This window comes from Micromonospora sp. NPDC053740 (genome assembly GCF_040677775.1).
In the GTDB taxonomy this organism is placed as follows: domain Bacteria; phylum Actinomycetota; class Actinomycetes; order Mycobacteriales; family Micromonosporaceae; genus Micromonospora; species Micromonospora alfalfae.
The window spans coordinates 78,717-104,737 of the sequence record NZ_JBFASO010000004.1 but is presented as its reverse complement, the minus strand read 5'-3'; the positions used below and the strand labels follow the sequence as shown (position 1 = coordinate 104,737).

The window sequence follows — 26,021 nt, the reverse complement described above, 5'->3', positions numbered from 1 at the left end:
CATGGACATCCGTGGTATCGACCACATCGAACTCTACGTGGGGGACGCCCGACAGGCGGCCTTCTACTTCAGCACCGCCGTCGGCTTCGAGATCTGCGGCCAGGGTGGTCCGGAGACCGGGCTGGAAGGGCAGCGCTCGCTGCTGCTCTGCCACGGCGACATCCGGTTGCTGCTCACCTCCGGGCTGAGCGCCGAGCATCCGGCGGCGCGGTACGTGCAACGCCACGGTGACGGCATCGCTGTCGTCGCTGTCGAGGTCGACGACGTGTCGGCCGCGTACGCCGAGCTGGTGGGTCGGGGCGCGACAGGTGTGACGCCGCCGACCACCCGCACCGGCGCGGACGCCGAGGTGGTGATCGCCGAGGTGGACGGCTTCGCCGACGTGCGGCACCGGCTGGTGCAGCGCCGGGGCGAGGGGGGCGAGTTCCTGCCCGGCGCCATCACCGCGACGGCGTCCACGACGGACGGCCACCCGCCGGTGCTCGCCGAGATCGACCACCTGGCGGTCTGCGTGCCGCCCGGCCAGCTCGACGAGACGGTCCGGCACTTCGAGGCGCTGTTCGACTTCGCGCAGATCTTCGAGGAGCACATCGAGGTCGACGGGCAGGCAATGAACTCCAAGGTGGTGCAGAGCCCATCCGGGCTGGTCACAGTGGTGCTGCTCGAACCGGACCGCACCCGGCGGCCCGGGCAGATCGACGCGTTCCTCGACCAGCACGCCGGTGGGGGAGTGCAGCACCTGGGGCTGCGCACCGACGACATCGTCGGCGCGGTCGAGGCGCTGGGCCGGCGCGGGGTGCGCTTCGCCGGCACCCCTGCCAGCTACTACGACGCCCTGGAGGCGCGGGTCGGTCGGATCGACGCCCCGCTGCACCGGCTGCGCGAGCTGGGTGTGCTCGTCGACTCCGACCATGACGGCCAGCTGTTGCAGATCTTCGCCGAGTCGATGCACGTGCGTCGCACGCTCTTTCTGGAGCTGATCGAGCGTCGCGGCGCGCGGGGCTTCGGCAGCGGCAACATCAAGGCGCTCTACGAGGCCAAGGAGCGGGAACTGGCCGCCGTGGCGGCCACACCACAGGGGGTGGGGGCGTGAGCGTGAGGAGTGAGCCGGTTTTGCGAGCCCCGCAGTCGCGAACAGAGGAGGCACAGTGACCGCGACGGAGTACGAGCCGACGTTGACCGCCGAGGAGCGGGCGCTGCTGCCGTCCGACGACGATGTGCGGCACTACGCCGAGCATGGCTGGTACCTGTCGGGAAAGGTGTTCACCGACGACGAGGTGGACGCCCTCGCCGCTGCCGCGCAGCGCTACTACGACGGGGAGCGGGACCGCAGGCTGCCGGCACGCCCACCGAAGCTGGCCTACTGGGAGCCGTCCTTGGGGCCGGTGCAGCGGCACAACGACTACGTCCACCACGAGCACGACGGGCTCGGCGCGATCCTGCGCAAGCCGCTGCTCGGCGCGGTCGCCGCCCGGCTCGCCCAGGCCGACGAGATCCGGGTCTTCCAGTCCACGCTCATCTACAAGCCGCCGATCTCCGGCGAGCCGAGCAACATCGTGCCCTGGCACTTCGACAAGCACTACTGGGCGTCCTCGTCGTCGGAGAAGATGCTCACCGCGTTCATCCCCTTCCACGACTGCGGGGAGGAGATGGGCACCATCACGATGGTCGACGGTTCGCACCGGTGGAAGGAGATCGGCGCCGACGACACAGTGGTGCGGCACTTCGCCGACCGGGACCGCAGCCAGCTGGAGGAGATGCTGGCCGAGAACGCCGCGTACAACGGCGCGGAGATCCGCAGGATCCCGATGGTGATCCCCAAGGGACACGTGAGCTTCCACCACTGCCGCACCTACCACGGCAGTGGCCCCAACGTCAGCGGTCGCCCCCGACAGGCGATCTCGCTGCACCTGCAGGACGGCGACAACGCCTGGCGGGAGTATTCGCTCTCCGACGGCACGCTCGCCGCGTACAACCACGACGTGCTGGTCCGCCGCACCCACGACGGGCGGCCGGACTACGCGGACCCCGACTACTGCCCGGTCATCTGGCGCCACCGCGCCCAGCAGGGAGGCTGACATGTCACGGTACGACTGGGGTAAGACGCACCCGGGCATCGAACGGTTGGAGCGGGCGGTGACCGAGCGGCGCGACGCCGTGGTCAAGCACCCGCTCTACGCCAACCTCGACACCCACGAGGCGCTTGTCACCTTCATGGAGCACCACGTCTTCGCGGTCTGGGACTTCATGTCGCTGCTGAAGTCGCTGCAACGGCAACTGACCTGCGTCACCGTGCCGTGGATCCCGACCGGCCCGACCGGCAGCCGTCGCCTCATCAACGACATCGTGATGGTCGAGGAGAGTGACGAGCTGGGCGGCGGCTACATCAGCCACTTCGAGCTGTACGTGCAGGGCATGGTTGAGGCCGGCGCGGACACCACAGCGGTGAACGCCCTCGTCGACCTGCTGCGCACCGGCCGGCCGGTCACCGAGGCGCTCGCCGAGGCGGGGGTGCCGGCCGCGTCGGCGAGGTTCGCCGCGACCACCTGGCAGATCATCGAGTCCACCCCGGTGCACTGTCAGGCGGCGGCCTTCGCGTTCGGCCGGGAGGACCTCATCCCGGACATGTTCACCCAGGTCGTCTCCGTCAACGAGGTCAGCAACCGGCTGAACACCTTCGTCGACTACCTGCAACGGCACATCGAGGTCGACGGCGAACAGCACACCCCGATGGCCATGCAGATGCTCGCCGACCTGTGCGGCGACGACGACACCAGGTGGCAGGAGTGCGCCGACACCGTCAACACCGCCCTCACTGCCAGGGCGCGGCTCTGGGACGACATCCTCGCTGCCATCAAGAGTCCGGCGTGACCGACGCCGACCCGGTCCGGCTCTACCGCACGGTCCGGCTGATCCGCCGGTTCGAGGAACGGGCGGTGGAGCTGGTCCACGGCGGGCAGATCGTCGGCGGCGTCCACCCGTACCTCGGTCAGGAGGGGATCGCCGCCGGCGTCTGCGCCGCGCTGGACGCCGACGACGTGCTGGCCGGCACCCACCGCGGGCACGGCCACGTCCTGGCCCGCGGGGCCGATCCGGCCCGGATGCTCGCCGAGCTGTGCGGCCGGGTCACCGGCCTCAACGCCGGTCGGGGCGGTTCCATGCACGCCGCCGACCTGAGCATCGGCGTGCTCGGCGCCAACGCGATCGTCGGCGCATCCGGGGCGATCATCACGGGCGCGGTCTGGGCCTACCGTCGCCAGGGCCGCGACACCGTCGGGGTGAGTTTCTTCGGCGACGGCGCGGTCAACGAGGGGATGCTGCTGGAGGCGTTCAACCTGGCCGCGCTCTGGCGGGTGCCGGTGCTGTTCGTCTGCGAGAACAACGGCTACGCCACCACCATGCCGGTCGCCGGTGCGGTGGCCGGCAGCATCGCCGGCCGGGCCGCCGCGTTCGACATCCCGGCCGTCCAGGTCGACGGTCAGGACCCCGAGACGGTACGCGTCGCCGCGGCCGCCGCCGTCGACCGGATGCGCGCCGGCGGCGGCCCCGAGCTGATCGAGGCCCGGACCTACCGCTTCGACGTCCACCACACCTTCGAACACGCGGTACGCCTCGACTACCGGCCACCCGACGAGGTGACCCGGGGTCGGGCCCGGGACCCGGTGCGCATCCAGGGTGAACGCCTCACCGACACCGACCGCGCCGCAGTGGACGCCGAGGTCGAGGCGACCCTCGACGCGGCGGTGCGGTTCGCGGTGAGCAGCCCGGAACCCGACCCGGCCGACGCGTTGACCTATCTGTACGCCAGCGGCCTGACCGCCCGCGCCGGAGGTGGTTGAGGTGCCGCGACTGTCGTACCGTCGGGCGCTCACCCGGGCCCTCGGCGACGAGTTGGCCCGCGACGAGGCGGTGTTCCTGCTCGGCGAGGACGTTCAGGTCGGGGCGTCGCTGGTGACCACCGGGCTGGCCAAGCGGTTCGGCACCGAACGGGTCCGCGACACCCCCCTGTCCGAGCAGGCGTTCACCAGCTTCGCCACCGGGGCGGCGCTGGCCGGGCTGCGGCCGGTGATCGAGTTCCAGATCCCGTCGCTGCTGTTCCTGGTCTTCGAGCAGATCGTCAACCACGCGCACAAGTTCCCGTTGATGACCGGCGGGCAGTGCAGCGTCCCCGTCACCTACCTGGTGCCCGGCTCCGGCTCGCGTACCGGGTGGGCCGGGCAGCACTCCGACCACCCGTACAGCCTCTTCGCCCACGTCGGCGTGGTCACCGTCGTGCCGGCCACCCCCGCCGACGCGTACGGGCTGCTGGTCACCGCGATCCGCCACGACGACCCGGTGGTGGTGTTCGCGCCTGCCGGAGCGATGGACGTGCGTGCCGACGTCGACGACCTGACGCCGGTGCCGCTGGGCAGAGGCCGGATCCACCGCTTCGGCGACGACGTGACTGTTGTTGCGATCGGGCACCTGGTGCACGACGCGCTCGCCGTCGCCGAGGAGGTGGCCGACCAGGTCTCGGTGGAGGTCTTCGACCCGCGGACCCTGTACCCGTTCGACATCGACGGTCTCGCCGAGTCGGTGGCCCGCACCGGACGCCTCGTGGTGCTCGACGACGGCAACCGTTCCTGCGGGATGGCCGCCGAGATCATCGCGAGCGTGGTGGAGCGGGTCCGGCTGCTCGCCCCGCCGCGCCGGGTCACCCGCCCGGACGGGGCGGTGCTGCCCTTCGCCCCGGCACTGGACCGGGCCGTCCAGCCCGGCCGGGCCCAGCTCGCCACCGCCATCCACCTGACCATGAAGGACTCCTCATGATCGACCCGAACTATCAGTGGCCGGCGGCTGACCGGGCCTGGACCGACCTGCCGGAGCAGGCCCGCCGGGCCATGGTGGCCAGTGGGGCGGCGGCCTGGGAGCAGGTCTTCCACGGCCGGGCCACCTACAACAAACAGTGGCGGTTGGCCCGACCCCCGGTGCTCACGGCCGACGCCTGGCGGCAGCTCAACGACGTCTGCGACCGGCTCGCCCAGCTCATCCTCGACGCCTGCCGTCGGCGGGCCGGCACCGCGGGTGAGCTGCGCCGGCTGCTCGGCGTACCGGTGGGGGAGACCCGGCTGCTGGACGAGGCCGAGCCGCTGACCGAGGCGCTGCTGGCCGCGTACCGCCCGGACGTGATCTTCTCCGCCGGGGTGCCGAAGTTCGTCGAGTACAACATCGACAGCAGCCTCGGCGGCGGGTTCGACGCCGACACCGTCATCCAGCGGTACGAGGGCCTCTACCGGGAGCACGGCATCCTCGACGATCTGCCGGTGCGGGCCGCGCCCTCACTGCTGGACCAGCGATTCGTGGCGATCCGCGAGGAGCTGCGGCTGCCCGAGGGCGCCCGGGTGGCGCTGCTGATGGACTTCGACGGCGACTACCCGGGCCTCGACGACCCGCAGACGTTCATCCGGATCCTCGACCCGCTCGCCGTACGGGCCCGCGACTTCGGTATCGACCTGGTCATCGCCCCGGTCGCCACCGCCACTGTGGACGCCGACAACCGCCTGGTCGTCGACGGCGCACCTGTCGACGCGCTGTTCCGGCTGTTCGTGCCCAACCGGGTCACCCCGACCGCCGGCCTGGACGCGGTGGCAGTGGCCCTCGCCGCCGGCACCCTACCGATGTTCGTGTCGGCGGCGGCCTGGCTGCTCGGCAACAAGACCACGTTCGCCTGGCTGTGGGAGGACGTGGACGGGCTACCCGTCGACGACCAGGCACTGATCCGCCGGCACGTGCCGTACACGGTGCCGTTGACCGGCGCGGTGCTCGACCGGGCCATCGCCGAGCAGGCGAGGCTGGTGGTCAAACCGGCCGACGGCTCAGCCGGGATCGGTGTGCTGCTCGGCCCCGAGCTGAGCCCGACGGACTGGGCCGACGGCGTACGGGCCGCCGCCGGGCAGGGTGGCGCGATCCTTCAGGAGTACCTGTCGACCGACCGGGTGCCGATGGACTTCGTCCAGATCGAGACCGGTGAGACGGTCACCGCCGACGTCCCGTACTCCCTGGCCCCGTACCTCTTCGGCCGGCAGGCGTCCGGCGGCCTGGCGAGGGTCGGCTACCCCGGCTGCGACGGAGTCCTCAACCTGGCCCACGGCGTCCTCCTAACCGGAGTCCTCCTAACCGGCTGACCCCCACCCCCACCCCCACTTCAGCCCCGTTGATCATGAAGTTATTGCCCTCCCCGCCGGCGTGTCGTGGCAATAACTTCATGATCAACGCGGTGGGGGTTTGGGGAGGCGGTGAGGGGACAGGGTGCGGAGGGTTTGGGCTGTCGCTATGGCGTCGCTGCGGGCGCTGCCGTGGCGGCCGTCGGTGCTGTAGAGGGTGGGGTCGGCCGTCAACGGGTGGCCGGTGAGGTGCACGTGGACGGTGTCCAGGTGCTCGGCCAGGCTTGCGGTGTGTGCCGACAGGCGGCGCATTCGCTCGCCCAGGCCGGGCCGGACGTGCTCGGGCACCGCCGGGCTGTGCGAGACGTCGAACATGCCCACTGTGATCACGGCGGCGCCCACCTCGCGCAGCGCGATGATCATCGTGGTCAGCTCGGCGTCCACCGTCTCCGCGTCGTACGCCGGGTGGAAGGCGTCGTTGCCGCCGCAGACGACCAGCGCCAGGTCCGGTGCGAAGGCCAGCGCCGGGGCGAGCTGGGTGGCCCGCACCTGGTGCGCGCGCAGCCCGCGTCGACCCAGATTCCGGTACGCCAGCTCGGGGCGCACGGCGGTCAGCTCGGCGGCGACCCGGTCGACCCACTGCACGTCCGGGTAACCAGGTGTCGGCTCACACATGCCCTCCACGACGCTGTCGCCGAGCGCCACGAACCGCCGCCACGGGTGCCCGCTCAGCAGGTCGGTGGCCTCCCCGGGGCGCAGACAGTACGGGTCCGTCGATTCGGTGAGCGTCGATGGCATGCCGGCACGCTAGCCGACCGTCGGGCTGCCGGGCCAGGCTCAGCCGGTCAGGCTGACCTCGGCCAGGTAGACACAGGTCCGCCCCTCGTGCGACGAGTAGTAGCTCACCCACAGCAGGTCGTCGTGCCAGACCAGTCCGGGGTAGCTGGTGTCGCCGCCGGACGGCAGCGCGACCAGCTCGGTCAGCTCGCCCCGGTCCGGGTCGACGACGCAGATCGAGGTGCGGACCTCGCCATCGTGCAGCCGCACCCCGGCCAGCAGCAGCCCGTCGGGCAGGCGGAGCAGCGTCGGCCCGCCCACCTGGACACCCAGATCCGTCCAGGTCCAGTCCCGGTACGGCGGCACGGCCCGGCCGAGCTGCGCGCTCGCGGTGCCCGCGTCCCGCCGCAGCAGGCAGAGGGCGGTGCCGTCCGGGGCGAAGACCAGACCGGACTCGTTGGGGTACCCGTCCTCGAACAGCGCCGGCGCCCAGGGCCGCAGGTCCACCCCGTCCGTGCTGCGGTAGAGCCGGGCGAACCTCGGCTCCCGGGTGGCGTAGCCGACGCCGTACATCGCGTCGTCATGCCAGGCCGCCCGCCACACCCAGACGTCCGGTTCACCCACCGGGGTCGGATCGCCAAAGGCATGCCCGTCGGTGGAGAGCCAGGTCACCGTCTGGAACGTCTTGGTGACCGCGCCGGTGGCGGCCGCAGCCAGCAGTTGCAGCCGCCCGTCGGGTCGCGTCACGAAGCGGGGGTCGCGCAGGTCGGCGTCGGCCTGCCGGATGACCGTCGCGGAGGTCCAGGACCGGCCGTCGGTCGACGTCAGCACCCGGATCACGCCGTCGTCGCTCAGGTGGGTGCTTGCCTCCCGGAAGGCGCAGAACCAGCTCCCGGCGTACCGGATCAGGTCGGTGAACGCGTTGTGCGGCGCACCGTCGCCGATCCGGCGCACGGCGGTGACCTCGGCGGTGCGACGGCGGGTGGGTGACGACGTCATACGCGGCAGCCTCCAGGTGCGGTGACGACGGTCGACGCTAGCCGTCCCCGGCCGACGCCCGCGCGGCCAGCAGCCGAACGTCCGACGAACAACGCGCGGACGCTGTCGGATTGGCGTCGTGGACGACGCCGCGTCGGCGCGCCGGGGTGGGCTGGTGGCACCCAACGCCCACCATGGGCGGTGGGCTGACCGCAGAATCCATCGGCGAGGGAGGTGGCCGCATGCTCGGTTCGTTCCTTCAGGCCCTCGCCACGAAACTGGTCGAGGAGATCCTCAAGCTCCTGGTTCAGTGGCTGGCGCCGAAGGCGCTGCGGTCGGTGCCGCACCGCGCCTCGCCGAACTGCCCGCGCTGCGGCGGGTACGGGGTCCGCCGGTGGGCACCCGGTGGCATGTGGATGTTCCTGCCGTCGATGCTGGCCTTCGCCTGGGGTTTCGGGTTCACAGTGCTCGGTGTGCCGGTGGTCGTGCTCACCGTGGTCGCCGTCCTGGTGTCCGACGGCGTCGGCGGAGTGCCGACCGCGCTGCTCGCACCGCTCGGCCTGCTGGTCCCTGCCGCGCTGATGGTCGCGGGCGCGTTCGGCCTGGCCCACTACCACAGCTACCCACCACAGTGGTGCGCCCGCTGCCACTGTCGGTGGCCACGCCGGGAGCGGGACGAATACCTACGCGCGTCGGCCCCGGTGATGACCTGCGGTTGCGGTCAGCGGCTCCGGGTGCCCCGGACGACAGCCGGGACGCGACTGCGCTGCCCACGCTGCCGTACCGAACACGCCAGCCCGGCTGCGGCCGGGCGCTGACGGGCCTCAGTTTTTCAGCGGGCCACGCTGTGCTCGGCGAGGAGTTCGCCGAGCACCCGCCCGGCCCACTCGGCCTTGGCCGGGTCCCCACTGTCCAGGGTGATCAGCGCCTTCCACAGCGCCCAGCCTCGTCCGCGGGCCCAGGTGGCGTCGTCGAGGCCGAGCGCGGCGCGGAAGGTGGCCCGGCTGGGGCCGTGCAGCAGGGTCCAGGCGATCACTGTGTCGCAGGCGGGGTCGCCCACTCCGGAGCAGCCGAAGTCGATGACGGCGGCGAGCCGGCCGTCGCGGACCAGCAGGTTGCCGTCCGCGACGTCGCCGTGGAACCAGACCGCCGGCCCGGTCCAGGTGGCGTCGAGGGCGGCCTGCCAGATGCCGGTGACGACGTCGACCGGCACCCGGTCGCGATGCGTCTCGATCGCCGCCCGGGTCTCGGCGTCGTAGGTGGACAGCGGGCCACCCCGCCAGGCGCTGTGCGGGCCGGCCGCCGGACCGTCGGTGGCGTCCACGCCGCGCAGGGCGCGCAGGAAGGCGGCAAGGTCGGTGGAGAACCGGGTCAGGTCGTCGATCCGCTCGGCGTGGGCGGTCCGCCCGTCGATCCACCGGTAGACCGACCACGGGTACGGGTATCCCGCCCCGGGCCGGCCGTGACCGAGCGGGGTCGGCACCTGCACCGGCAACTGTGGCCCGAGCACCGGCAGCCAACGCTGCTCCTTGGCGACCTGGAGGGCGTACCCGGCACCGCTGGGCAGCCGCACGCTCATCTCCTCGCCCAGGTGGAACGTGCGGTTGTCCCAGCCGTCGACAGCGACGGGGCCGATCGGCAGGTCCGCCCACCGGGGGAACTGCTCGGCCACCAGCCGGCGGACCAGTGCCACGTCGATCCGGTCGGCTACGGCGTCGTCTGCCACTGGGACGCCTGGCGGCGGCTGCGCGTTCATCATCATCAGTGCGAGCCTGCGGCAGCCGCGCCGGGCCCGCAACGGGTTTACCGGGTGGGGACGGGCGTGGGCCGCGCCGGTGTCTCCGGGCCGGAGGCCCTGCTCAGCAGCGGGTACGCGGTGACCACCAGGCACGCCGCCGCCATTGTCAGCAGGGCCGGGGTGAATCCCAAAGCGTCCACCGACCAGCCGCCGAGCAGCGCGCCGACCGGCAACCCGACGAACGCCAACGAACCGGCGATGCCGATCACCCGGGTCTGCAACTCCGGTGGCACCCGCTCGTAGAGCGCCACCCCGAGCAGCGGGTTGACCGCCGCGATGCCGATTCCGGACAGGAACGTCACCACGAGCACCACCGGCAATTCGTCGCTGATCGCCAGCGCCACCAGCCGGGGCGTGCCGGCGACCAGCGCGCCGACCAGGAACGTCAGCCGCCGGGGCAGCCGGGGGCCGAGCGCGGTGAACACCAGATTGCCCAGCAGCGCGCCCGCCGAGAACGCCGCCAGCACCAGGCCGAGACCGCTCGGGCCGGGCAGCTCCCGGGCGACCCAGACCGGGATGTAGACGGCCACGCTGGCGTTGGCCACCATGTTCAGCGCCGAGATGACGGCGAGCATGCCGAGCAGCGGCCGGTCCCGGCTTAGGTAACTGAAGCCACCCCGCAGGGCGCGCAGGTAACCTTCCGGCTGGGCGGGTTGCGTCGGGCCGGCCGGCGGGCGGACCAGGACGCCGATGAGCAGCGCGCAGACCCCGAAGCTGGCCGCGTCGATGAGGATCGCCTCGGTCACCCCGAAGACGGCGATCAGCAGGCCGCCCACTGCGGCGCCGAACAACGTCACCACCCTGCTGAGCCCGTCGTACGCGGAGGTCAGCCGGATCAGCGGCACTCCGGCGGCCTCCGCGACCGGGCGGAACATCACGTGCTTCACCCGGTCCCCGATGCCCCGCAGCGCGCCGGCCACCGCGACGAGCGCCACCAGCGGGACGAAGCCCAACCACGGGGTCAGCGCCACGACGACCATCACCACCGCGCTGCCCGCGTCGCAGAGGATCGAGGTACGGCGCAGGCCGATCCGGTCCGCCCAGGGCGTGCCCAACGCGCTGGACAGCAGGTACGGCAGGGTCTCGGCGAACGCGACCAGGCCCATCTTGGTGGGGCTGCCGGTGGTGACCAGCACCAGCCACGGGATGGTCACCACCGAGATGCGGGTGCCCAGGTTGGAGATCAGGTCCGCGCTGACCAGGACCACCAGTTGCCGGCGGGGGGTCACGCCCCGACCGCCGCCGCCCGGCGGGCCGCGTGCCGTGCGCGCAGCGCCCGCTTGTCCACCTTCATCGACCGGTTCACCGGCAGCCGGTCGAGGAACTCCACGGCGGCCGGCGCCCACATCTTGTTGAGCTCGGCGGTCACCAGCTCGATCAGCTCCGCCCCGGTGACCGTCGCGCCCGGTCCGAGCACCACATACGCGTACGGCACCTCGCCGACCGTCTCGTCCGGCACGCCGATCACGGCGGCGGCCCGTACCTGGGGGTGCCCGACCAGCACGTCCTCGATGGGACGGCAGAAGATCGCCCAGTTCCGGCGATGCGTGACGATCATGTCGTGGGCCCGGTCGACGAGGTAGAGGTAGCCGTCGTCGTCGAGGTGGCCGATGTCGCGGGTCCGCACCCACCCGTCGACGAGCGTCTGCGCGGTCAGCTCGGGCTGACCGTGGTAGCCGGCGAAGCTCAGTCGGGTCCGCACCCACACCTCGCCGTCGCGGCCGGTCGGCAGCACCGCGCCGTCGTCATCGCGGATCTCGACGCGGACGTCGCCGTAGGGCCGCCCGCAGGAGCGCAACCGCTCGGGGTGCTCCGGATCGTCGGTCAGCCCGGGCAGCGCGCTGATCACGACCGCCTCGCTGAGGCCGTACACGATGCGCAGCACCGGACCGAACCGCGCGATGGCCTGGCGCAGCCGGGCGGGCGCGGCGGGCCCGGCGCCCACGTTGAACATGAACATGGCGGAGAAGTCCGCGTCGACGAGCGCCGGGTGGTCCAACACCTCGTAGAGCATCGGCGGGGTGACGAAGGTCGAGTTGATCCGCTCCCGTTGCACGATGTCCACGAAGGCCACCGGGTCCCACTCGTCGCGCAGGAACAGCACCCCACCGGTGAACAGGTTGAACAGTGTGGTGATCTGCCCACTGGCCAGCCACATCGGCGAGTGCGACAGGTGCCGCAGCAGCGGGAACCCGGCGGCGCGGAAGTCGGCGGCCAGGGCGAGGATCTGGGCGTAGAAGCTCTCCCGGTGGTGCACCAGCTTGGGGCTTCCGGTGGTGCCGCTGGTCTGCAGGAACGACTCGGGCGCCGGCACGGACGCCGGCAGCTGCGTCACGTCGGTGTCGGCGGTGAGGTCGGGGCCGGCGCCGCCCGCGCCCAGACAGCACACCGGTGTGCCGGGCAGCGCGGCGGCCAACTCCGGGCCCAGACCGGCCGGGTCCCGGGCGTCGTAGACCAGGGCGTCCGGGCGGGCCAACCGGATGAACTCGTCGACCTCCCGCCGCGCTGTCACCGGGGCGACCCACATCGTCCGGCAGCCGAGCAGGTGCAGGGCGAGTTGCAGCAGTGGACCCTCCACCGCGTTCGCGACGGTCACCAGCACCGCCGACCCGGGCCGTACGCCGTGCCGGGTCAACGTCGCGGCCATCGCCCGGACCCGCACGGCGGCCTCGGTGTAGGTGAGCCGCTGATCGGCGTCGACCAGTGCCTCCCGGTCGCCGAATTCGGCGAAGAGATCCAACACCGTGTGCACGTAGGTAGTGGTGTGCCCGGGTCCGTCAGTCATCCGGCAGCCCCCATCCGAGAAAGCGGCGGTCCCCGGGCAGCTCCCGGTGACGACGCGACGGTGGCGCGCTTGGGCGACCGCACCGCCGCCGCCTGGAAGCCTAGGCGGGAAACGGCTGGTCGGAACCGTGCCGACGGACGGTCCGGGCGGCCCGCCGGACATTTGATGGCGTCGATCAGGTTGATTGACGCCCGTCAGCGGCGGCGGCTAGGTTTCTGGACCATCGTCCAGGCGGGCGCCGTCAGCGGACGGCCCTGGGCTGCCACACGATGGAGGTTCCATGGCAACGGCAACCCCGAAGAGATGGCCTGTCATCGCCGCTGCGGCCGCGCTGTTGGTCGCCGGCACACCCGCCGTCGTCGCCAGCGCCGGTCCGTCCGGCACCGCCGCCAGCCGACCCGACCGCGCCGAGTGGGCGGGCAGTTGGGCCACCGCTGTCACCCGGGGCAACTCGGTCGGGTTGACCAACACCGGCCTCAACGACCAGAGCGTCCGGATGATCGTGCACGTGTCGGTGGGCGGCCCGGCGCTGCGGGTCCGCCTGAGCAACCTCTACGGCGAGCAGGCGGTCACTGTCGGGCGCGCCACAGTCGCCCGGCCGAACACCGCGACCCCCGACGACCTCTCCGACATCGACGCGGCCTCGGTGCGCCCGCTGACCTTCACCGGTGCCACCACGGCGACAATGAACCGGGGCGCCGAACTGCTCAGCGACCCGTTGGCCTTCCCGGTCGCGGACGACAGCGACCTGGTGGTCACAGTGCACTTCCCGACGCCTACCGGCCCGACCACGTTCCACGGGCAGTCCCAGCAGGCCAACTTCATCGGCGCCGGGGATCTGACCGGGGCGGCCGAGGGCGCCGGGTTCACCACCCGGCCGACCTGCTGCTGGTTCTTCCTCTCCGGCGTCGACGTGCAGCGCAAGGGCAGCCCCGGCGCGCTGGTGGTGCTCAGCGACTCCATCGGTGACGGCAACGGCAGCACGGTCAACGCCAACCGGCGCTGGCCCGACCTGCTCTCCGACCGGCTGCTCGCCGACCGGCCGGACAAGCGCACCCCGGGTGTGCTCAACCTGAGCCTGGCCGGCAACCGGCTCAACCACGAGGGCACCGAGCCGGGCGACGGCAACTACCCGGGCTACTACCAGCTCGGCCCGAACGCGGCGGCCCGGCTCAACGAGGACGTGTTCGGCCAGACCGGGGTGCGTACTGTCGTCACCCACCTGGGCATCAACGACATCTGGATGTCGAACGACACACCTGAGGCGATCATCGGCACGCTGCGCCAGATCAACCAGCAGCTTCAGCAGCGCGGGCTGACCAGCCTGGTGGCCACGCTGACGCCGTACGAGGGGCACGGCGCGCCGGGCGTGTGGACGCCGCAGAAGGAGGCCACCCGCCAGGCGGTGAACGCGTACCTGCGCGGCAGTCGGGAGTTCGACGGGCTACTCGACTTCGACAGGGTGCTGCGCGACCCGGCACGGCCCAGCCAGCTGCTGCCCGCGTACGACTCGGGGGACCACATCCATCCGAACGACGCCGGCAACCAGGCACTGGCAAACGCCGTGCCGCTGCGGCTGCTCGACCTGTGACACGGGCCGGGGCGGCGGGTGATCCCCGCCGCCCCGGTCACCGACATCCTGGGGAGGAGTTGGCAGTGGACGTGGACGAGATACTCACCGGCCTGTACAGCGAGGCGGGCAGACAGGACCCGTATCCGTGGTACGCGGACCTGCACCGGCTCGGCCCGATCAGCGCGGTGCCGGCGCGCGCCGAGCACCGGACGGTGGCCGCCGTCGCGGTCGGCTACGACCTCGTCGACGGGTTGCTGCGCGATCCGGAGTGGACGAAGCAGCCGCCGCCGGGCTGGGAGGAGCAGGACATCCTGCGGACCTTCCAGACCTCGATGATGTTCGTCAACCCGCCCGATCACACCCGGATGCGGCACGTCTTCTCCCGCACCTTCACGCCGCGCCGGCTCGGCGCGCTGGAACCGGTGATCCTGCGGGTGGTCGACGAGCTGCTGGACCGGATGGCGGACGCCGGTGAGGGCGTCGTCGACTTCGTGGCCGACTTCGCGTACCCGATCCCGGCCCTGGTGATGGCCGAGTTCATCGGCATCCCGGCAGGGGAGTTGCCGTGGTACCGCGAGCGGGTGGAGTGGATCGACGAGTTCCTGGACGTGGCGGGGAAGACCCCGCAGCGGCTGGCCGCCGCCAACACCGCCGCGCAGGAGTTGCGGGCCTTCTACCGGGAGCTGCTCGCACACCGCCGCCGGACGCCCGGGGACGACCTGCTCAGCGGCTTGGTCGAGGCGCTCGACTCCGGGGAGGTGGAGCTGACCGAGGACGAGCTGATCAGCAACCTGGTCGTGCTGTTCAACGCCAGCTTCGTCACCACCGTCTACATGTTCAGCAATGGGCTGCCGTTGCTGCTGGCCCACCCGGAGACCGTCGCGGCGCTGCCCACCGACGCCACGCTGGCGCAGGGCTGCGTCGACGAGGTGCTGCGGTTGGCCAGCCCGGTGCACTTCCTGGCCCGCGCCGCGCCGGCCGACACAGTGCTGCACGGCGTGCCGGTCGCCAGTGACGACAATGTGCTGATCATGATCGGGGCGGCCAACCGGGACCCGGCCCGCTTCCCGGCCCCGGACGCCTTCGACCCGTCCCGTCCCGGCCCGGCGTCGCTGGCCTTCGGGGCGGGCCTGCACTTCTGCCTCGGCGCTGCGGTGTCCCGGTTGGAGGGACGTCTCGCGCTGCCCCGGCTGTTCGCCCGGTTCCCCGCGCTGACGGTCACCGAGACGCCGACGTACAGCGGCAGCCTGTTCCTGCGCGGTATCGACAAGCTGCTGGTCAGCACCTGTGGATAGGAGCGACATGGCGCTGCACCCGGAGGTCGCGGCGTACCGGGCGGCCCGCGCCGCGGCCGGCACTCCACCGCTGTACACGCAGACCCTCGCCGAGGCGCGCGCCGCGGACCTGGCCGCGATCCGCGCCGGCAGCGGCGCGGTCGAGCCGGTGACCGAGGTACGCGACGAGCGGATCCCCGGCCCCGCCGGGGAGCTGCCGCTGCGGGTGTACCGGCCGACCGGGTCGGGTCCGCTGCCCACAGTGCTGTACTTCTTCGGCGGCGGCTGGACGCTCGGCAGCATCGACACCGCCGACGGCATCTGCCGACGCCTTGCCAACGCCGTGCCCTGCCAGGTGATCACCGTCGGCTACCGTCTCGCCCCGGAGCACCCCTTCCCGGCGGCGGTGCACGACTGCCACGCCGCCACCTCGTGGATCGCCCGGCACGCCGACGAGTTGGGCGTGGACCCGACCCGGCTGGCGGTGGGTGGGGACAGCGCCGGCGGAAACCTGGCCGCCGCTGTCACCCTGCTCAGCCGTGGCGACGGGCCGCCGCTCGCCGCGCAGCTGCTGGTCTACCCGAACACCGACCAGAGCGGCGAGCCCGTTGGCGACGACGACCCGACGGTGTTCAACAGCCGTTCGGTCGCCTGGTACCGGACGCACTACTTCTCCGACCCGGCGCACGCCAGGGATCCGCTGGCCTCGCCGCTGCTCGCCGACGACCTGTCCGGGTTGCCGCCGGCGCTGGTGATCACCGCCGAACTGGATCCCCTGTGCGCCGAGGGGCGGCGGTACGCCGAGCGGCTGCGCGACGCCGGCGTGTCCGCCCGGCTGGAGCACTACCCGGGCATGATCCACGGCTTCTTCGCCATGCCGGGAACCTTCACCGACGGACGGCGGGCACAGGGGAGCGCTGCGGCGTTCCTCCGCGAGCGCTTCGGGCTGCCGTCCCGGCCGGACGACGCGGACGAGTTGGTCGAGCCGGCGATGGGCCCGGGGTCGGGCGATGGGTGAGCGGGTGGTGGCCGACCTGCCGGCCGTGTCGCTCGCCGACTACGCCGAGCGGGCCCGGGCCGTGCTGCCACCGGACGTGTGGGACTACCTGGCCGGCGGCAGCGCGTCGGAGGTCACCCTCACCGCGAACCGTCGCGCGCTGGACCGGGTCGCGGTGCTGCCCCGGGTGCTGCGCGGGGTGGACACCGTCGACCTCGGCACCCACCTGCTCGGCCGTCGGTACGCCATGCCGGTCGGGGTGGCGCCGATGGCGTACCAGCGTTTGGTGCACCCGGACGGAGAGCTGGGTCTGGCGGCGGCGGCCGGCGCGGCCGGGATCCCGTACCTGGCCAGCACGCTGGGCAGCACCCCCATCGAACAGGTCACCGGGGCGGGCGCTGACGTCTGGTTCCAGCTCTACTGGCTGCGCGACCGGGCGCTCGTCCGCGATCTGCTGGACCGGGTCGTCGCGGCCGGGTGCCGGGCGCTGGTGGTCACCGTGGACGTCCCGGTGCTCGGCCGACGTCCACGGGACCTGCGCAACGCGTTCCGGCTGCCGGCCGAGGTGATCGCCGCGAACCTCCCCGACGGGCGCGACGCGCTGGCGCACTCCGGTGCCCCCGGGGTGTCCGCGATCGCCGCCCACACCGCCGCGTCGTTCGCGCCGGCGCTGCGCTGGGCCGACCTGGCGTGGCTGCGCGAGCAGGTCGACCTGCCGCTGGTGGTCAAGGGGCTGCTGGACCCGCGTGACGCGACCGAGGCGGTACGGGTCGGCGCGGACGCGGTGGTCGTCTCCAACCACGGCGGGCGGCAGCTGGACGGCTCACCGGCGAGCGTCACCATGCTGCCGGAGGTCGTCGACGCGGTCGGGGACGGCTGCCAGGTGCTGCTGGACAGCGGCATCCGGTGCGGCACCGACGTGCTGCGGGCGCTGGCGTTGGGTGCGGCCGGGGTGCTCGTCGGCCGGCCGCTGCTGTGGGCCCTCGCAGCCGGTGGCGAACCGGCCGCCCGGGACGCGTTGGGACTGCTCGTCGCCGAGTTGACCGATGCGCTCACCCTGGCCGGCTGCGCCGACGTGGTGGCGGCCGGCGAGCTGCGCACCCTCGGGGTGGGTTGAGGGGTGAGCGCCGCCGAACCGGTCGACCTGACCGTCGCCGACCTGCACCCCGCGCTGGGCGATCCGGCGCTGACCTCGATGAACTTCCTCAACGAGGTGTCCGAGCGTTACCCGGCGGCGGTGTCCCTCGCGGCTGGCCGGCCGTACGAGGAGTTCTTCGACCTCGCGGCGGTGCACCGGCACCTGGACACCTTCCACCGGCACCTCGTCGACGACCTGGGGCACCGACCCGAGCAGGCCCGGCGGCTGCTGCTGCAGTACGGCCGGACCAAGGGCATCGTGCACCACCTGATCGCCCGCAACCTCGCTGTCGACGAGGGGATCACCGTCGACCCGGAGGACGTGGTGGTGACCGTCGGCTGCCAGGAGGCCATGTTCCTGGTGCTGCGGGCGTTGCGGGCCGGGCCGGCGGATGTGCTGCTCGCGGTCGCCCCGACCTACGTCGGCCTGACCGGGGCGGCCCGGCTGGTGGACCTGCCGGTGTGGCCGGTCGCCGGTGGGTCGGCCGGTGTCGACCTGGTCGACCTGGCGGCCCAGGTACGCCGAGCCCGGGCTGCGGGGCTGCGGCCGCGCGCCTGCTACCTGATGCCGGACTTCGCCAACCCCTCCGGGGCCAGCATCGACACCGCACACCGGCAGCGGTTGCTGGACCTGGCGGCGCAGGAGGATCTGCTGCTGCTGGAGGACAACCCGTACGGACTGTTCCACGGCGACGACGGGCCGCGCCCGCCCACCCTCAAGGCGTTGGACACCGGCCGGCGGGTCGTCTACCTCGGCTCGTTCGCCAAGACAGTGCTCCCCGGCGCGCGGGTCGGGTACGTCGTCGCCGACCAGCGGGTGGCCGGCCCGGGCGGTCGCGTCGGCCCGCTCGCCGACCAGCTCGCCATGATCAAGAGCATGGTCACTGTGAACACGTCACCGATCGCCCAGGCGGTGATCGGAGGCCGGCTGCTGGAGCACGGATGCAGCCTGGTGGCCGCGAACACCCGGGAGCGGTCCGCGTACACCCGGAATCTGCGCCACCTGGTGGCCGGCCTCACCCGGCGCTTCCCCGATCAGCCGGACCGGCCCGCGGTGCGTTGGACGGTGCCGGCCGGCGGATTCTTCGTGGTGGTGACGGTGCCGTTTCCGGTCGACGACGCGCTGCTGGACCGCTCGGGGCGCGACTACGGGGTGCTGTGGACGCCGATGGCGCACTTCTACGACGACACCGCGCCGGTACGTGCGTTGCGGTTGTCGGTCAGCGCTGTCACACCTGAGCAGATCGACGTCGGGCTGGATCGCCTCGCGGCGCTGATCACCGACGAGCTGGCTCGCCGGGCGGGTTGACACACCGCGTTCATCGGATGGCAATGCGCGACGACCCGCCTGCCGCCGTCCTGGTTGGACGGTCATAATAAGCCGCATGGTTGCCTGGGAGTACGCCCTACTCGTCCGCCGCTATCAGGGACAGGGCCGCAATTTTCACGTCTCGTTCGTCTGGTACGCGCCGGACGGGTCACGCAAGGACATCACCGCCTACGGCGACACCGCCATCGCGCACCTCAACCGCGCCGGCCGGGAGGGGTGGGAGCTGGTCTCCGCCGCCGAGGACGTCAACAACGTCCAGGGCAGCACCGAGGTCCACCGCTACCACCTGAAGCGCCCCATCGTCTGAGGGTTATCGGCCCGCCCCGGCACTCACCTGGATAAGCGACATACCTCTGGGTCACAGCCGTGAACCAGAGGTATGTCGCTTATCCGAGCAGGTGCCGTCAGTGGCAACCCGCTCAGCTCAGGTCGATGCCCGGGTAGAGGGGGTACGTGGCCAGCAGGTCGGTGGCCTGACCGGCGACCTTGTCGGCCAGGCCGGCGTCCAGGTTGTACTTCGCCTTCGACGGGGTGCCGTCGGCGTTGGCGCCGGCGGTGGTCTGGGTCAGCACCGTGTGGATCAGCTCGGCGGTCTGATCCATCTCGGCGGTGCCCAGGCCCCGGGTGGTCAGCGCCGGGGTGCCGATCCGGATGCCGGACGTGTACCAGGCGCCGTTCGGGTCCTGCGGGACCGAGTTGCGGTTGGTGACGATGCCCGAGTCGAGGAGGGCCTGCTCGGCCTGCCGGCCGGTGAGCCCGTAGCCGGACACGTCGATCAGCACCAGGTGGTTGTCGGTGCCGCCGGTGACCAGCGTCGCGCCCCGGCGCAGCAGCCCCTCGGCGAGCGCCTGCGCGTTGTCGACGATCCGCTGGGCGTAGTCGGCGAAGTCGGGCCGGCGGGCCTCGGCGAGCGCGACCGCCTTGGCGGCCATCACGTGCGGCAGCGGACCACCGAGCACCATCGGGCAGCCCCGGTCCACCTGGTCGGCCAGCTCCGGCTGGCAGAGCACCATGCCGCCGCGCGGGCCGCGCAGGGACTTGTGCGTGGTGGTGGTGACGATGTGCGCGTGCGGCACCGGGTCGAAGTCGCCGGTGAAGACCTTGCCGGCCACCAGGCCCGCGAAGTGCGCCATGTCGACCATGAAGGTGGCGCCGACCGAGTCGGCGATCTCGCGCAGGATCCGGAAGTTCACCTTCCGGGGGTACGCCGAGTAGCCGCCCACCAGGATCAGCGGCTTGAACTCCCGGGCGGCCTCGGCCACCCGGTCGTAGTCGATCAGGCCGGTCGTCGGGTCGGTGCCGTAGCTGCGCTGGTCGAACATCTTGCCGGAGATGTTCGGCCGGAAACCGTGGGTGAGGTGGCCGCCGGCGTCCAGCGACATGCCGAGCATCCGCTGGTTGCCCAGCTCGCGGCGCAGCGCGAACCAGTCGGCTTCGGTGAGGTCGTTGACCTGGCGGACCTGGGCCTTCTTCAGGGCGGGGGACTCCACCCGGTCGGCCAGCACCGCCCAGAAGGCGACCAGGTTGGCGTCGATGCCCGAGTGCGGCTGCACGTACGCGTGCGCGGCGCCGAACAGCTCCCGGGCGTGCTCGGCGGCGAGCGCCTCGACGGTGTCGACGTTCTGGCAGCCGGCGTAGAAGCGGCGGCCGACGGTGCCCTCGGCGTACTTGTCGCTGAACCAGTTGCCCATTGCCAGCAGGGTCGCCGGGGAGGCGTAGTTCTCGCTGGCGATCAGCTTGAGCGACTCCCGCTGGTCGGTCAGCTCGGCGCCGATGGCGTCGGCGACCCGCGGCTCGACAGCCCGGATCACCTCAAGGGCGCTCCGGAATGCGGTGGATTCGGCGTTGCGGGACATGCGACCTCCAACAGACGTGCGGGAAGGCCCAGGCGCTCGGCAAACGTCCACGTGACGAGGCCGCTCCCCGATGGTTCTCCATCCCCACGCGCCAGTAACGGCCCGGGAGGATCCTACCGGGCCGGAACCGGCCGTTCGGGCCGCCCTCCGGGAAGCGACCCCGCCGACGTGATTGGGCGATGCGTCGCGGGGCACACGGTAGGTGACCACCGCGCCGTCACGGGTGCGGCCAGGGTTCGCACAGAAGGAGTCGAGAACATGACCACACCCACCTCCGACCGGCCGCTCGCCCTGGTGACCGGGGCCTCCAGCGGGATCGGGTACGAGCTGGCCGCGCAGTTCGTCGAGCACGGCTTCGACCTGGTCATCGCGGCCGAGGACGACGGCATCGAGGCGACCGCGCAGAAGCTGCGCCGCGACGGCGGCCCGCAGATCTGGTCGGTCCGCGTCGACCTGGCTCGCGAGCAGGGCGTGACCGAACTGGTGGCCGCCGTCACCGCGACCGGACGGCCGCTGGACGCGCTTGCGCTCAACGCCGGCCGGGGCGCCGGTAACGCCTTCGTCGGCGGCACCGACCTCGCCGACGAGTTGGAGATCGTCGACCTCAACGTGCGCTCGACGGTGCACCTGGCGAAGCGACTGCTGCCCGGGATGGTCGAGCGGGGTGCGGGCCGGGTGCTCTTCACCTCGTCGATCGCCTCCACCATGCCGGGGCCGTTCCAGGCGGTCTACAACGCGTCGAAGTCGTTCGTGCAGTCCTTCGCCGAGGCGCTGCGCAACGAGCTGAAGGACACCGGCGTCACGGTGACCTCGCTGATGCCCGGGCCGACCGACACGGAGTTCTTCGACCGGGCCGATATGGAGGACACCCGGGTGGGCTCGGGCAGGAAGGACGACCCGGCGAAGGTCGCCGAGCAGGGCTTCGAGGCGATGATGAAGGGTGATCAGACGATCACCGCCGGCTCGCTGATGAACAAGGTGCAGACCGCCGCCGGCAAGATCATTCCGGACAAGCTCAAGTCCGAGCAGCACCGACGGATGGCCGAGCCGGGATCCGGCAGCTGACCCGCGGGGCACACCGAAGGGCCCGGCACGATGCCGGGCCCTTCGGTGTGAGCGGGTGCCTCAGGCCGTCACCGCGTCCATTGCCTTCTTGATCGCCTTCGGCGCGGTGGGGGTACGCGGTGCGTCCGCGCGCAGCGCGATCATCTTCTCGCCGATCTCCTGGAGCTGCTTTCGGCCCAGCGCGTCGCGGACCTTGGGGAACCACTCCTGCTCTTCCTCCTCGACGTGGTGGCTGACGTTCTCGATCAGCACTGTCGTCTTGGCGTTGAACCGCTCGTCGTCGGCGTCCATGCTGACCAGCTCGGCGCAGAGCACGTCGGCGACGTGGTGCTCCTCGTACGACTCGAGGATGTCGTCCTCCAGGTCGGGCAGCAGGCGGCGGACCTCCGGGTACATCACCTCGTTCTCCAGGTAGGTGTGCACGGTCAGCGCCTCCAGGATCTGGTTCACCAGCTTCTGCCGCTGGCTCGCCGGCCCCTCCTCGGCGTCCTGGAAGGCCTTGAACAGGCGGCGCATTTCCTTGTGGTCCTCTTTGAGCAGGACGATGGCATCGGTCGACACCGGTATGACCTCCTGAAAAAGTCTGGGCTGGTGCGGTTCCGGTACCCCGACGCCGAAGGCGGAAACAAGGTGAAACCGCCTCAGACCATCGCCAGGGTGCGGGGTATCTCGTCGAGCAACTCCCGAGCCAGAAAGCCGATCCGTCCGTAGCGGGGAATCAGCCGCTGGCCGCTCACCGAGTGCGCGAACGAGCCCCAGCAGGCCGCCTGCGCCGGGTCGGCCCCCCGGGACAGCAGCCCCGCCAGCAACCCGGCGAGCACGTCCCCGCTGCCGGAGGTGCCCAGCCCGGCGTCGCCGCTCTCCTCCCGCCAACCCCGCCCGTCCGGGGCGGCCACGTGCCCGTACAGCGACACGACCGCCTCGTACCGCGCGGCCAACTCGGCCGCCTCGGCATCCAGGTCGTCGCCCGGCTCCCGCCCGAGCAGATGCCCGGCCTCGGTGACATTGGGGGTGAGAACCACGGGCCGACCCGAGCCGACCAGCAGGTCCGGCGCGTGGCTGAGCGCACCGAGGGCGTACGCGTCGAGCACCAGCGACGTGTCCGGACGGGCCGCTTCCAGGACCAGACCCAGCAGGCGGTTGGTCTCGTCGATCGCCTTCAGGCCGGGGCCGATCGCCACCACGTCGGCCTGCGCGACCAGGTCGTCGAGCTGGCCGTCCCGGTCGGCGGCCACCGCGCCGTCGGCGGTCTCCGGCAGACCGACCACCAGCGCCTCCGGCACCTGGATGCTCAGCGCGGCGGCGGTGGACTCGGCGGCGGCGAGCTGGAGCACCCCGGCGCCGGCGCGCAACGCGGCCACCCCGGCGAGCAGCACCGCGCCCGGCGTGAAGCGGGAACCGCCGACCACCAGTACGGTGCCCCGGCTCTCCTTTCCACCGACCGGCACCGGGAGCGCCCAGTCCCGCAGCAACGCCGGGGTGATCACCTTCACCTCAGACCGGCTCGGCATGGATCTCGTCCTCCCTGGTGGGCTGGGCGCCCTGTTGGTGCAGGTGGCCGACCTCGTTGAAGCCGTCAAGCGTCAGCCGGTGCTCCGCGTCGGCCGACCAGTCGGTGATGGAACAGTTGGCGATCACGTGCTGGCGGGTCAGCGCCATCAGGTCCGTCTCGGTCAGCCCCTCCACCAGGTAGCGCAGCAGAAAGACCAGCGCGTCGTGGCCGAAGAGCAGAACACGCTGGCCCTCGTGGTCTCGGCGCAGGTCGCCGAGGAGCGTGCGCAACCGCAGCGCCACGTCCGTCCAGGACTCTCCGCCCGGCGGCCGGTAGTAGAACTTGCCGAGTCGTTCCCGGCGCGCGGCCTCGTCCGGGTACCGCTGACGTACCCCGTGGCCGGTCAGTCCGTCGAGGATGCCCAGCTCCCGGTCGCGTAGCCGCTCGTCCCGGCTGACCGGGATGTCGGTGCCGTGCAGCGCCAACTCGGCGGTGGAGACTGCCCGCAGGTACGGCGAGACCACCGCCACGTCGGGCCGGCGGTCCGGGGGAAGCCCGGCCAGCCAACGACCGGTGGCCCGGGCCTGATCCTCCCCGGTGGGGGAGAGCGGCACGTCGGCGTCGCGGTGGCTGAGGCCGATCAGCTCCTCACCGGTCGCCTCGGCGTGCGTCGCCGCCACGTTCGCGGTGCTCTCACCGTGCCGGATGATCCAGAGCGTCGCCAGTTCCGCCATGCCGACCCCCTACCCGGGCGCCCACCGCGGTAACCGTGGCCCCGCCGATCGCACGCCGCCGGACGACCGTGCAGGTCGCCGCCGTCTGCGGGGCAGCGCCGCGAGGGGTTGATGCCGAACAATGTGACGGACAGCCAACAGGGGGGTGTCGACGGTGACCGTCGTGCGAGGTTTGCGGGAAGCGTTTCTGATATTCGTGATGGCCGGGGTGCTGGTCGCCGTCGCGGCAGCGATCTGGGTGGCGATCGCCGGCGGTGCCTACACCAACCGGCTGGGCATCGGCTTGGTGGTGGTGGGTGGGCTCCTCGGCGTGACGGGCGACCTGACGCTGAGCCGGATGGGCATGCTCGGCCCGCGCGCCACCTTCGGCGCCGCGCCGGAGCGGGAGACGGCCGGCGGTGGCCAGGTGCTCACCGGCGTCGGCATCTTCCTCTTCGTCGGGCTGCCGATGATCGTGGTGGGCGTGCTGCTGATCACCTGACCGGGTGCGCCAGCCCCGCCGCCGCCGGACAGCTCCGCCGCCGCGCCGCACGGGTGTCCGTTCGATGGCCGTACGGCGTGCCTGCGCGTCGTACCCTCGGCAGATGGCGACGGCGGCGGAGGAGATTCAGGTGGGGGAGCGGTTGGTCCGCGTCTCCAGCCCCGACAAGCCGTACTTCCCGGAGCGTGGGCTGACCAAGCTGGACGTGGTCCGCTACTTCCTGGCGGTGGGCGACGGCATCCTGCGGGCGCTGCGGGACCGGCCGACCATGCTGGAACGCTGGCCGCGCGGTGTCTTCGAAGGCGCGACGATCGCCACCCGGCAGACCAACAGGGGCGACGCGTTCTACCAGAAGCGGCTGCCGGCCGGCGCGCCCGAGTGGGTGCGGACCGCGCACATCACGTTCCCCAGCGGTCGTACCGCCGACGAGGTCGCGCCGAGCGAGTTGGCGGTCGTCATCTGGGCGGCCAACCTGGGGACCCTGCGGTTCCACCCGTGGCCGGTCACCGCCGCCGACGTGGAACGCCCCGACCAGCTGCGCATCGACCTGGATCCGATGCCCGGCGTCGGCTTCGAGCAGGTGGTGCCGGTGGCGCACGAGGTGCGGGCGTTCCTCGCCGAGCTGGGCATGACCGCCTACCCGAAGACCACCGGCGGTCGGGGTCTGCACGTCTACCTGTCGATCGAGCCGCGGTGGAGCTTCGGCGACTGCCGTCGGGCGGTGCTCGCGCTGGGCCGGGAGATGCAGCGCCGGTTGCCGGACCTGGTCACCACCACCTGGTGGCGCGAACAACGGGACCGGCCGGTCTTCGTCGACTACAACCAGATGGCCCGGGACCACACGGTGACCTCGGCGTACTCGATCCGGCCGACGCCCGCCGCGTTGGTCTCCGCGCCGCTGGACTGGTCGGAGCTGGACCAGGTCCGACCGGAGGACTTCGACGTGCTCAGCATGCCGTCCCGGTTCGCCGAGCGCGGCGACCCGCACGCCGGCCTGGACGGTGACCGGCACTCGCTGGAACCGCTGCTGGAGCTGGCCGACCGCGACGGGCTGGAGGCTCCGCCGGAGCGCTGAGCCCGGCGCTCACGCCCAGGGGCTGCCAAGCCCGTCGAACTCCTCGAAGACCAGCCAGGTACGGGTGGACAGCACCCCGGGAATGCTCTGCACCCGGCCCAGCACCACGTCGCGCAGCGCGGCGTTGTCCGGGGCGCGCACCAGCGCGAGCACGTCGTGGTCACCGCCGAGCAGCGCGGCGTGCTCGATGTAGCGCACCCGGGCCAGCTCGGCCGACACCTCCCGCCAGGTGTTCTGCTCGATGGTCAGGGCGATGTACGCCGACGTGCCCAGCCCGGCCGCCTCGGGCGCCACCTGGGCCCGGAACCCGGTGATCACCCCGTCGCGGAGCAACCGCTCCACCCGCGCGTACGCGTTGGTGCGGGAGATGTGGATCCGTTCGGCGAGGGTGCGCACCGACGTCCGACCGTCGCGGACCAGCTCGTCGAGGATCCGCCGGTCGACCTCGTCCAGGGCTCGGGCCGATCGTCCCGATCCCGCGCCCCGGCTCGCTTCGTCGGCGGTCTCCTGGCTCACTGCTGGGCCC

At 72.1% G+C, this 26,021-nt stretch carries 27 protein-coding genes and 1 riboswitch; of the genes, 15 read left to right on the top strand and 12 right to left on the bottom strand.

What is annotated here, in order from left to right; genetic code table 11:
• Window position 1: 1 nt before the first annotated feature.
• From hppD to AB0K35_RS13195, 6 genes are read left to right on the top strand one after another with little or no spacing between them, the layout of a single operon-like run.
• Window positions 2–1,093 (top strand): 4-hydroxyphenylpyruvate dioxygenase, encoded by a 1,092-nt coding sequence (hppD, locus tag AB0K35_RS13220; RefSeq protein WP_363885359.1) that lies wholly within the window; start codon window positions 2–4, stop codon window positions 1,091–1,093.
• A gap of 55 nt (window positions 1,094–1,148) precedes the next feature.
• Window positions 1,149–2,078, top strand: a complete 930-nt coding sequence (locus AB0K35_RS13215) for a phytanoyl-CoA dioxygenase family protein (RefSeq protein WP_238672260.1) — start codon at window positions 1,149–1,151, stop codon at window positions 2,076–2,078.
• Between the two features lies 1 nt (window position 2,079).
• Entirely contained in the window at window positions 2,080–2,871 is a 792-nt protein-coding gene (locus AB0K35_RS13210; protein WP_238672259.1) for a DUF3050 domain-containing protein, read from the top strand.
• Window positions 2,868–3,839, top strand: a complete 972-nt coding sequence (locus tag AB0K35_RS13205; protein ID WP_238672258.1) for a thiamine pyrophosphate-dependent dehydrogenase E1 component subunit alpha — start codon at window positions 2,868–2,870, stop codon at window positions 3,837–3,839. Before AB0K35_RS13210 ends, AB0K35_RS13205 begins: the two co-directional genes overlap by 4 nt.
• A 1-nt stretch (window position 3,840) precedes the next feature.
• Entirely contained in the window at window positions 3,841–4,809 is a 969-nt protein-coding gene (locus AB0K35_RS13200; RefSeq protein WP_238672257.1) for a transketolase C-terminal domain-containing protein, read from the top strand.
• Window positions 4,806–6,164 (top strand): hypothetical protein, encoded by a 1,359-nt coding sequence (locus AB0K35_RS13195; protein WP_363885356.1) that lies wholly within the window; start codon window positions 4,806–4,808, stop codon window positions 6,162–6,164. Before AB0K35_RS13200 ends, AB0K35_RS13195 begins: the two co-directional genes overlap by 4 nt.
• An 84-nt stretch (window positions 6,165–6,248) precedes the next feature.
• Here the strand turns inward: AB0K35_RS13195 and AB0K35_RS13190 are convergent, their stop codons facing one another.
• The 7 genes from AB0K35_RS13190 to AB0K35_RS13160 form a co-directional block, all read right to left on the bottom strand.
• Window positions 6,249–6,941, bottom strand: coding sequence for an SGNH/GDSL hydrolase family protein (locus AB0K35_RS13190; RefSeq protein ID WP_363885354.1), 693 nt, complete (start codon window positions 6,939–6,941; stop codon window positions 6,249–6,251).
• A gap of 39 nt (window positions 6,942–6,980) precedes the next feature.
• Window positions 6,981–7,919 (bottom strand): exo-alpha-sialidase, encoded by a 939-nt coding sequence (locus AB0K35_RS13185; RefSeq protein ID WP_238672254.1) that lies wholly within the window; start codon window positions 7,917–7,919, stop codon window positions 6,981–6,983.
• Window positions 7,920–8,205: 286 nt separating this feature from the next.
• Entirely contained in the window at window positions 8,206–8,391 is a 186-nt protein-coding gene (locus tag AB0K35_RS13180; protein WP_363885352.1) for a hypothetical protein, read from the bottom strand.
• 190 nt (window positions 8,392–8,581) lie between these two features.
• Window positions 8,582–8,689 (bottom strand): phage DNA packaging protein J, encoded by a 108-nt coding sequence (locus AB0K35_RS13175; protein ID WP_363885350.1) that lies wholly within the window; start codon window positions 8,687–8,689, stop codon window positions 8,582–8,584.
• A gap of 41 nt (window positions 8,690–8,730) precedes the next feature.
• A complete protein-coding gene (locus AB0K35_RS13170; protein WP_363885349.1) occupies window positions 8,731–9,660 on the bottom strand; it encodes an aminoglycoside phosphotransferase family protein in 930 nt (309 codons plus the stop codon).
• A 41-nt stretch (window positions 9,661–9,701) separates the two neighbouring features.
• Complete coding sequence (locus AB0K35_RS13165) at window positions 9,702–10,925, bottom strand: MFS transporter (RefSeq protein ID WP_363885347.1); 1,224 nt, start codon at window positions 10,923–10,925, stop codon at window positions 9,702–9,704.
• Window positions 10,922–12,481: an AMP-binding protein gene (locus AB0K35_RS13160; protein WP_363885345.1), complete on the bottom strand. Its 1,560-nt coding sequence runs from the start codon at window positions 12,479–12,481 to the stop codon at window positions 10,922–10,924. Before AB0K35_RS13160 ends, AB0K35_RS13165 begins: the two co-directional genes overlap by 4 nt.
• A 313-nt stretch (window positions 12,482–12,794) precedes the next feature.
• Between AB0K35_RS13160 and AB0K35_RS13155 the strand changes: the two genes are divergently transcribed.
• The 6 genes from AB0K35_RS13155 to AB0K35_RS13130 all read left to right on the top strand — a co-directional run bounded on the left by AB0K35_RS13155 (window position 12,795) and on the right by AB0K35_RS13130 (window position 19,099).
• On the top strand, window positions 12,795–14,072 hold the full coding sequence (locus AB0K35_RS13155; protein ID WP_238672353.1) for an SGNH/GDSL hydrolase family protein: 1,278 nt from the start codon (window positions 12,795–12,797) through the stop codon (window positions 14,070–14,072).
• A gap of 65 nt (window positions 14,073–14,137) precedes the next feature.
• Entirely contained in the window at window positions 14,138–15,349 is a 1,212-nt protein-coding gene (locus AB0K35_RS13150) for a cytochrome P450 (protein WP_238672248.1), read from the top strand.
• A gap of 7 nt (window positions 15,350–15,356) precedes the next feature.
• Window positions 15,357–16,346, top strand: a complete 990-nt coding sequence (locus tag AB0K35_RS13145; protein ID WP_363885343.1) for an alpha/beta hydrolase — start codon at window positions 15,357–15,359, stop codon at window positions 16,344–16,346.
• A complete protein-coding gene (locus AB0K35_RS13140; protein ID WP_363885341.1) occupies window positions 16,339–17,442 on the top strand; it encodes an alpha-hydroxy acid oxidase in 1,104 nt (367 codons plus the stop codon). Before AB0K35_RS13145 ends, AB0K35_RS13140 begins: the two co-directional genes overlap by 8 nt.
• Before the next feature lie 3 nt (window positions 17,443–17,445).
• A complete protein-coding gene (locus AB0K35_RS13135) occupies window positions 17,446–18,771 on the top strand; it encodes a PLP-dependent aminotransferase family protein (protein ID WP_238672245.1) in 1,326 nt (441 codons plus the stop codon).
• A 67-nt stretch (window positions 18,772–18,838) separates the two neighbouring features.
• The gene (locus tag AB0K35_RS13130; protein WP_238672352.1) at window positions 18,839–19,099 is read left to right on the top strand and encodes a hypothetical protein; all 261 of its coding nucleotides are present in this window, start codon (window positions 18,839–18,841) and stop codon (window positions 19,097–19,099) included.
• A gap of 112 nt (window positions 19,100–19,211) precedes the next feature.
• Here the strand turns inward: AB0K35_RS13130 and AB0K35_RS13125 are convergent, their stop codons facing one another.
• Window positions 19,212–20,648, bottom strand: coding sequence for a glycine hydroxymethyltransferase (locus AB0K35_RS13125; protein ID WP_238672244.1), 1,437 nt, complete (start codon window positions 20,646–20,648; stop codon window positions 19,212–19,214).
• A gap of 19 nt (window positions 20,649–20,667) precedes the next feature.
• Window positions 20,668–20,757, bottom strand: a riboswitch (ZMP/ZTP riboswitch).
• A gap of 149 nt (window positions 20,758–20,906) precedes the next feature.
• On the opposite strand from AB0K35_RS13125, the gene AB0K35_RS13120 reads away from it, so the two are divergent.
• Window positions 20,907–21,713: an SDR family NAD(P)-dependent oxidoreductase gene (locus AB0K35_RS13120; RefSeq protein ID WP_363885339.1), complete on the top strand. Its 807-nt coding sequence runs from the start codon at window positions 20,907–20,909 to the stop codon at window positions 21,711–21,713.
• 60 nt (window positions 21,714–21,773) lie between these two features.
• On the opposite strand, the gene AB0K35_RS13115 is transcribed toward AB0K35_RS13120, so the two are convergent.
• The 3 genes from AB0K35_RS13115 to AB0K35_RS13105 all read right to left on the bottom strand — a co-directional run bounded on the left by AB0K35_RS13115 (window position 21,774) and on the right by AB0K35_RS13105 (window position 23,939).
• Window positions 21,774–22,274 carry a hemerythrin domain-containing protein gene (locus tag AB0K35_RS13115; protein WP_238672242.1) on the bottom strand — a complete coding sequence of 167 codons (501 nt, stop codon included), beginning with the start codon at window positions 22,272–22,274 and terminating at the stop codon, window positions 21,774–21,776.
• A gap of 80 nt (window positions 22,275–22,354) precedes the next feature.
• Window positions 22,355–23,224, bottom strand: a complete 870-nt coding sequence (locus AB0K35_RS13110; RefSeq protein ID WP_238672241.1) for an NAD(P)H-hydrate dehydratase — start codon at window positions 23,222–23,224, stop codon at window positions 22,355–22,357.
• A complete protein-coding gene (locus AB0K35_RS13105; RefSeq protein WP_238672240.1) occupies window positions 23,208–23,939 on the bottom strand; it encodes a histidine phosphatase family protein in 732 nt (243 codons plus the stop codon). Before AB0K35_RS13105 ends, AB0K35_RS13110 begins: the two co-directional genes overlap by 17 nt.
• 154 nt (window positions 23,940–24,093) lie before the next feature.
• Between AB0K35_RS13105 and AB0K35_RS13100 the strand changes: the two genes are divergently transcribed.
• Window positions 24,094–24,420 carry a hypothetical protein gene (locus AB0K35_RS13100; protein ID WP_238672239.1) on the top strand — a complete coding sequence of 109 codons (327 nt, stop codon included), beginning with the start codon at window positions 24,094–24,096 and terminating at the stop codon, window positions 24,418–24,420.
• A gap of 103 nt (window positions 24,421–24,523) precedes the next feature.
• Complete coding sequence (locus tag AB0K35_RS13095; RefSeq protein WP_238672238.1) at window positions 24,524–25,495, top strand: DNA primase small subunit domain-containing protein; 972 nt, start codon at window positions 24,524–24,526, stop codon at window positions 25,493–25,495.
• A gap of 9 nt (window positions 25,496–25,504) precedes the next feature.
• Here AB0K35_RS13095 and AB0K35_RS13090 read toward each other — a convergent pair whose 3' ends face one another.
• Window positions 25,505–26,011: an Lrp/AsnC family transcriptional regulator gene (locus AB0K35_RS13090; protein WP_124854498.1), complete on the bottom strand. Its 507-nt coding sequence runs from the start codon at window positions 26,009–26,011 to the stop codon at window positions 25,505–25,507.
• Window positions 26,012–26,021: the final 10 nt, after the last annotated feature.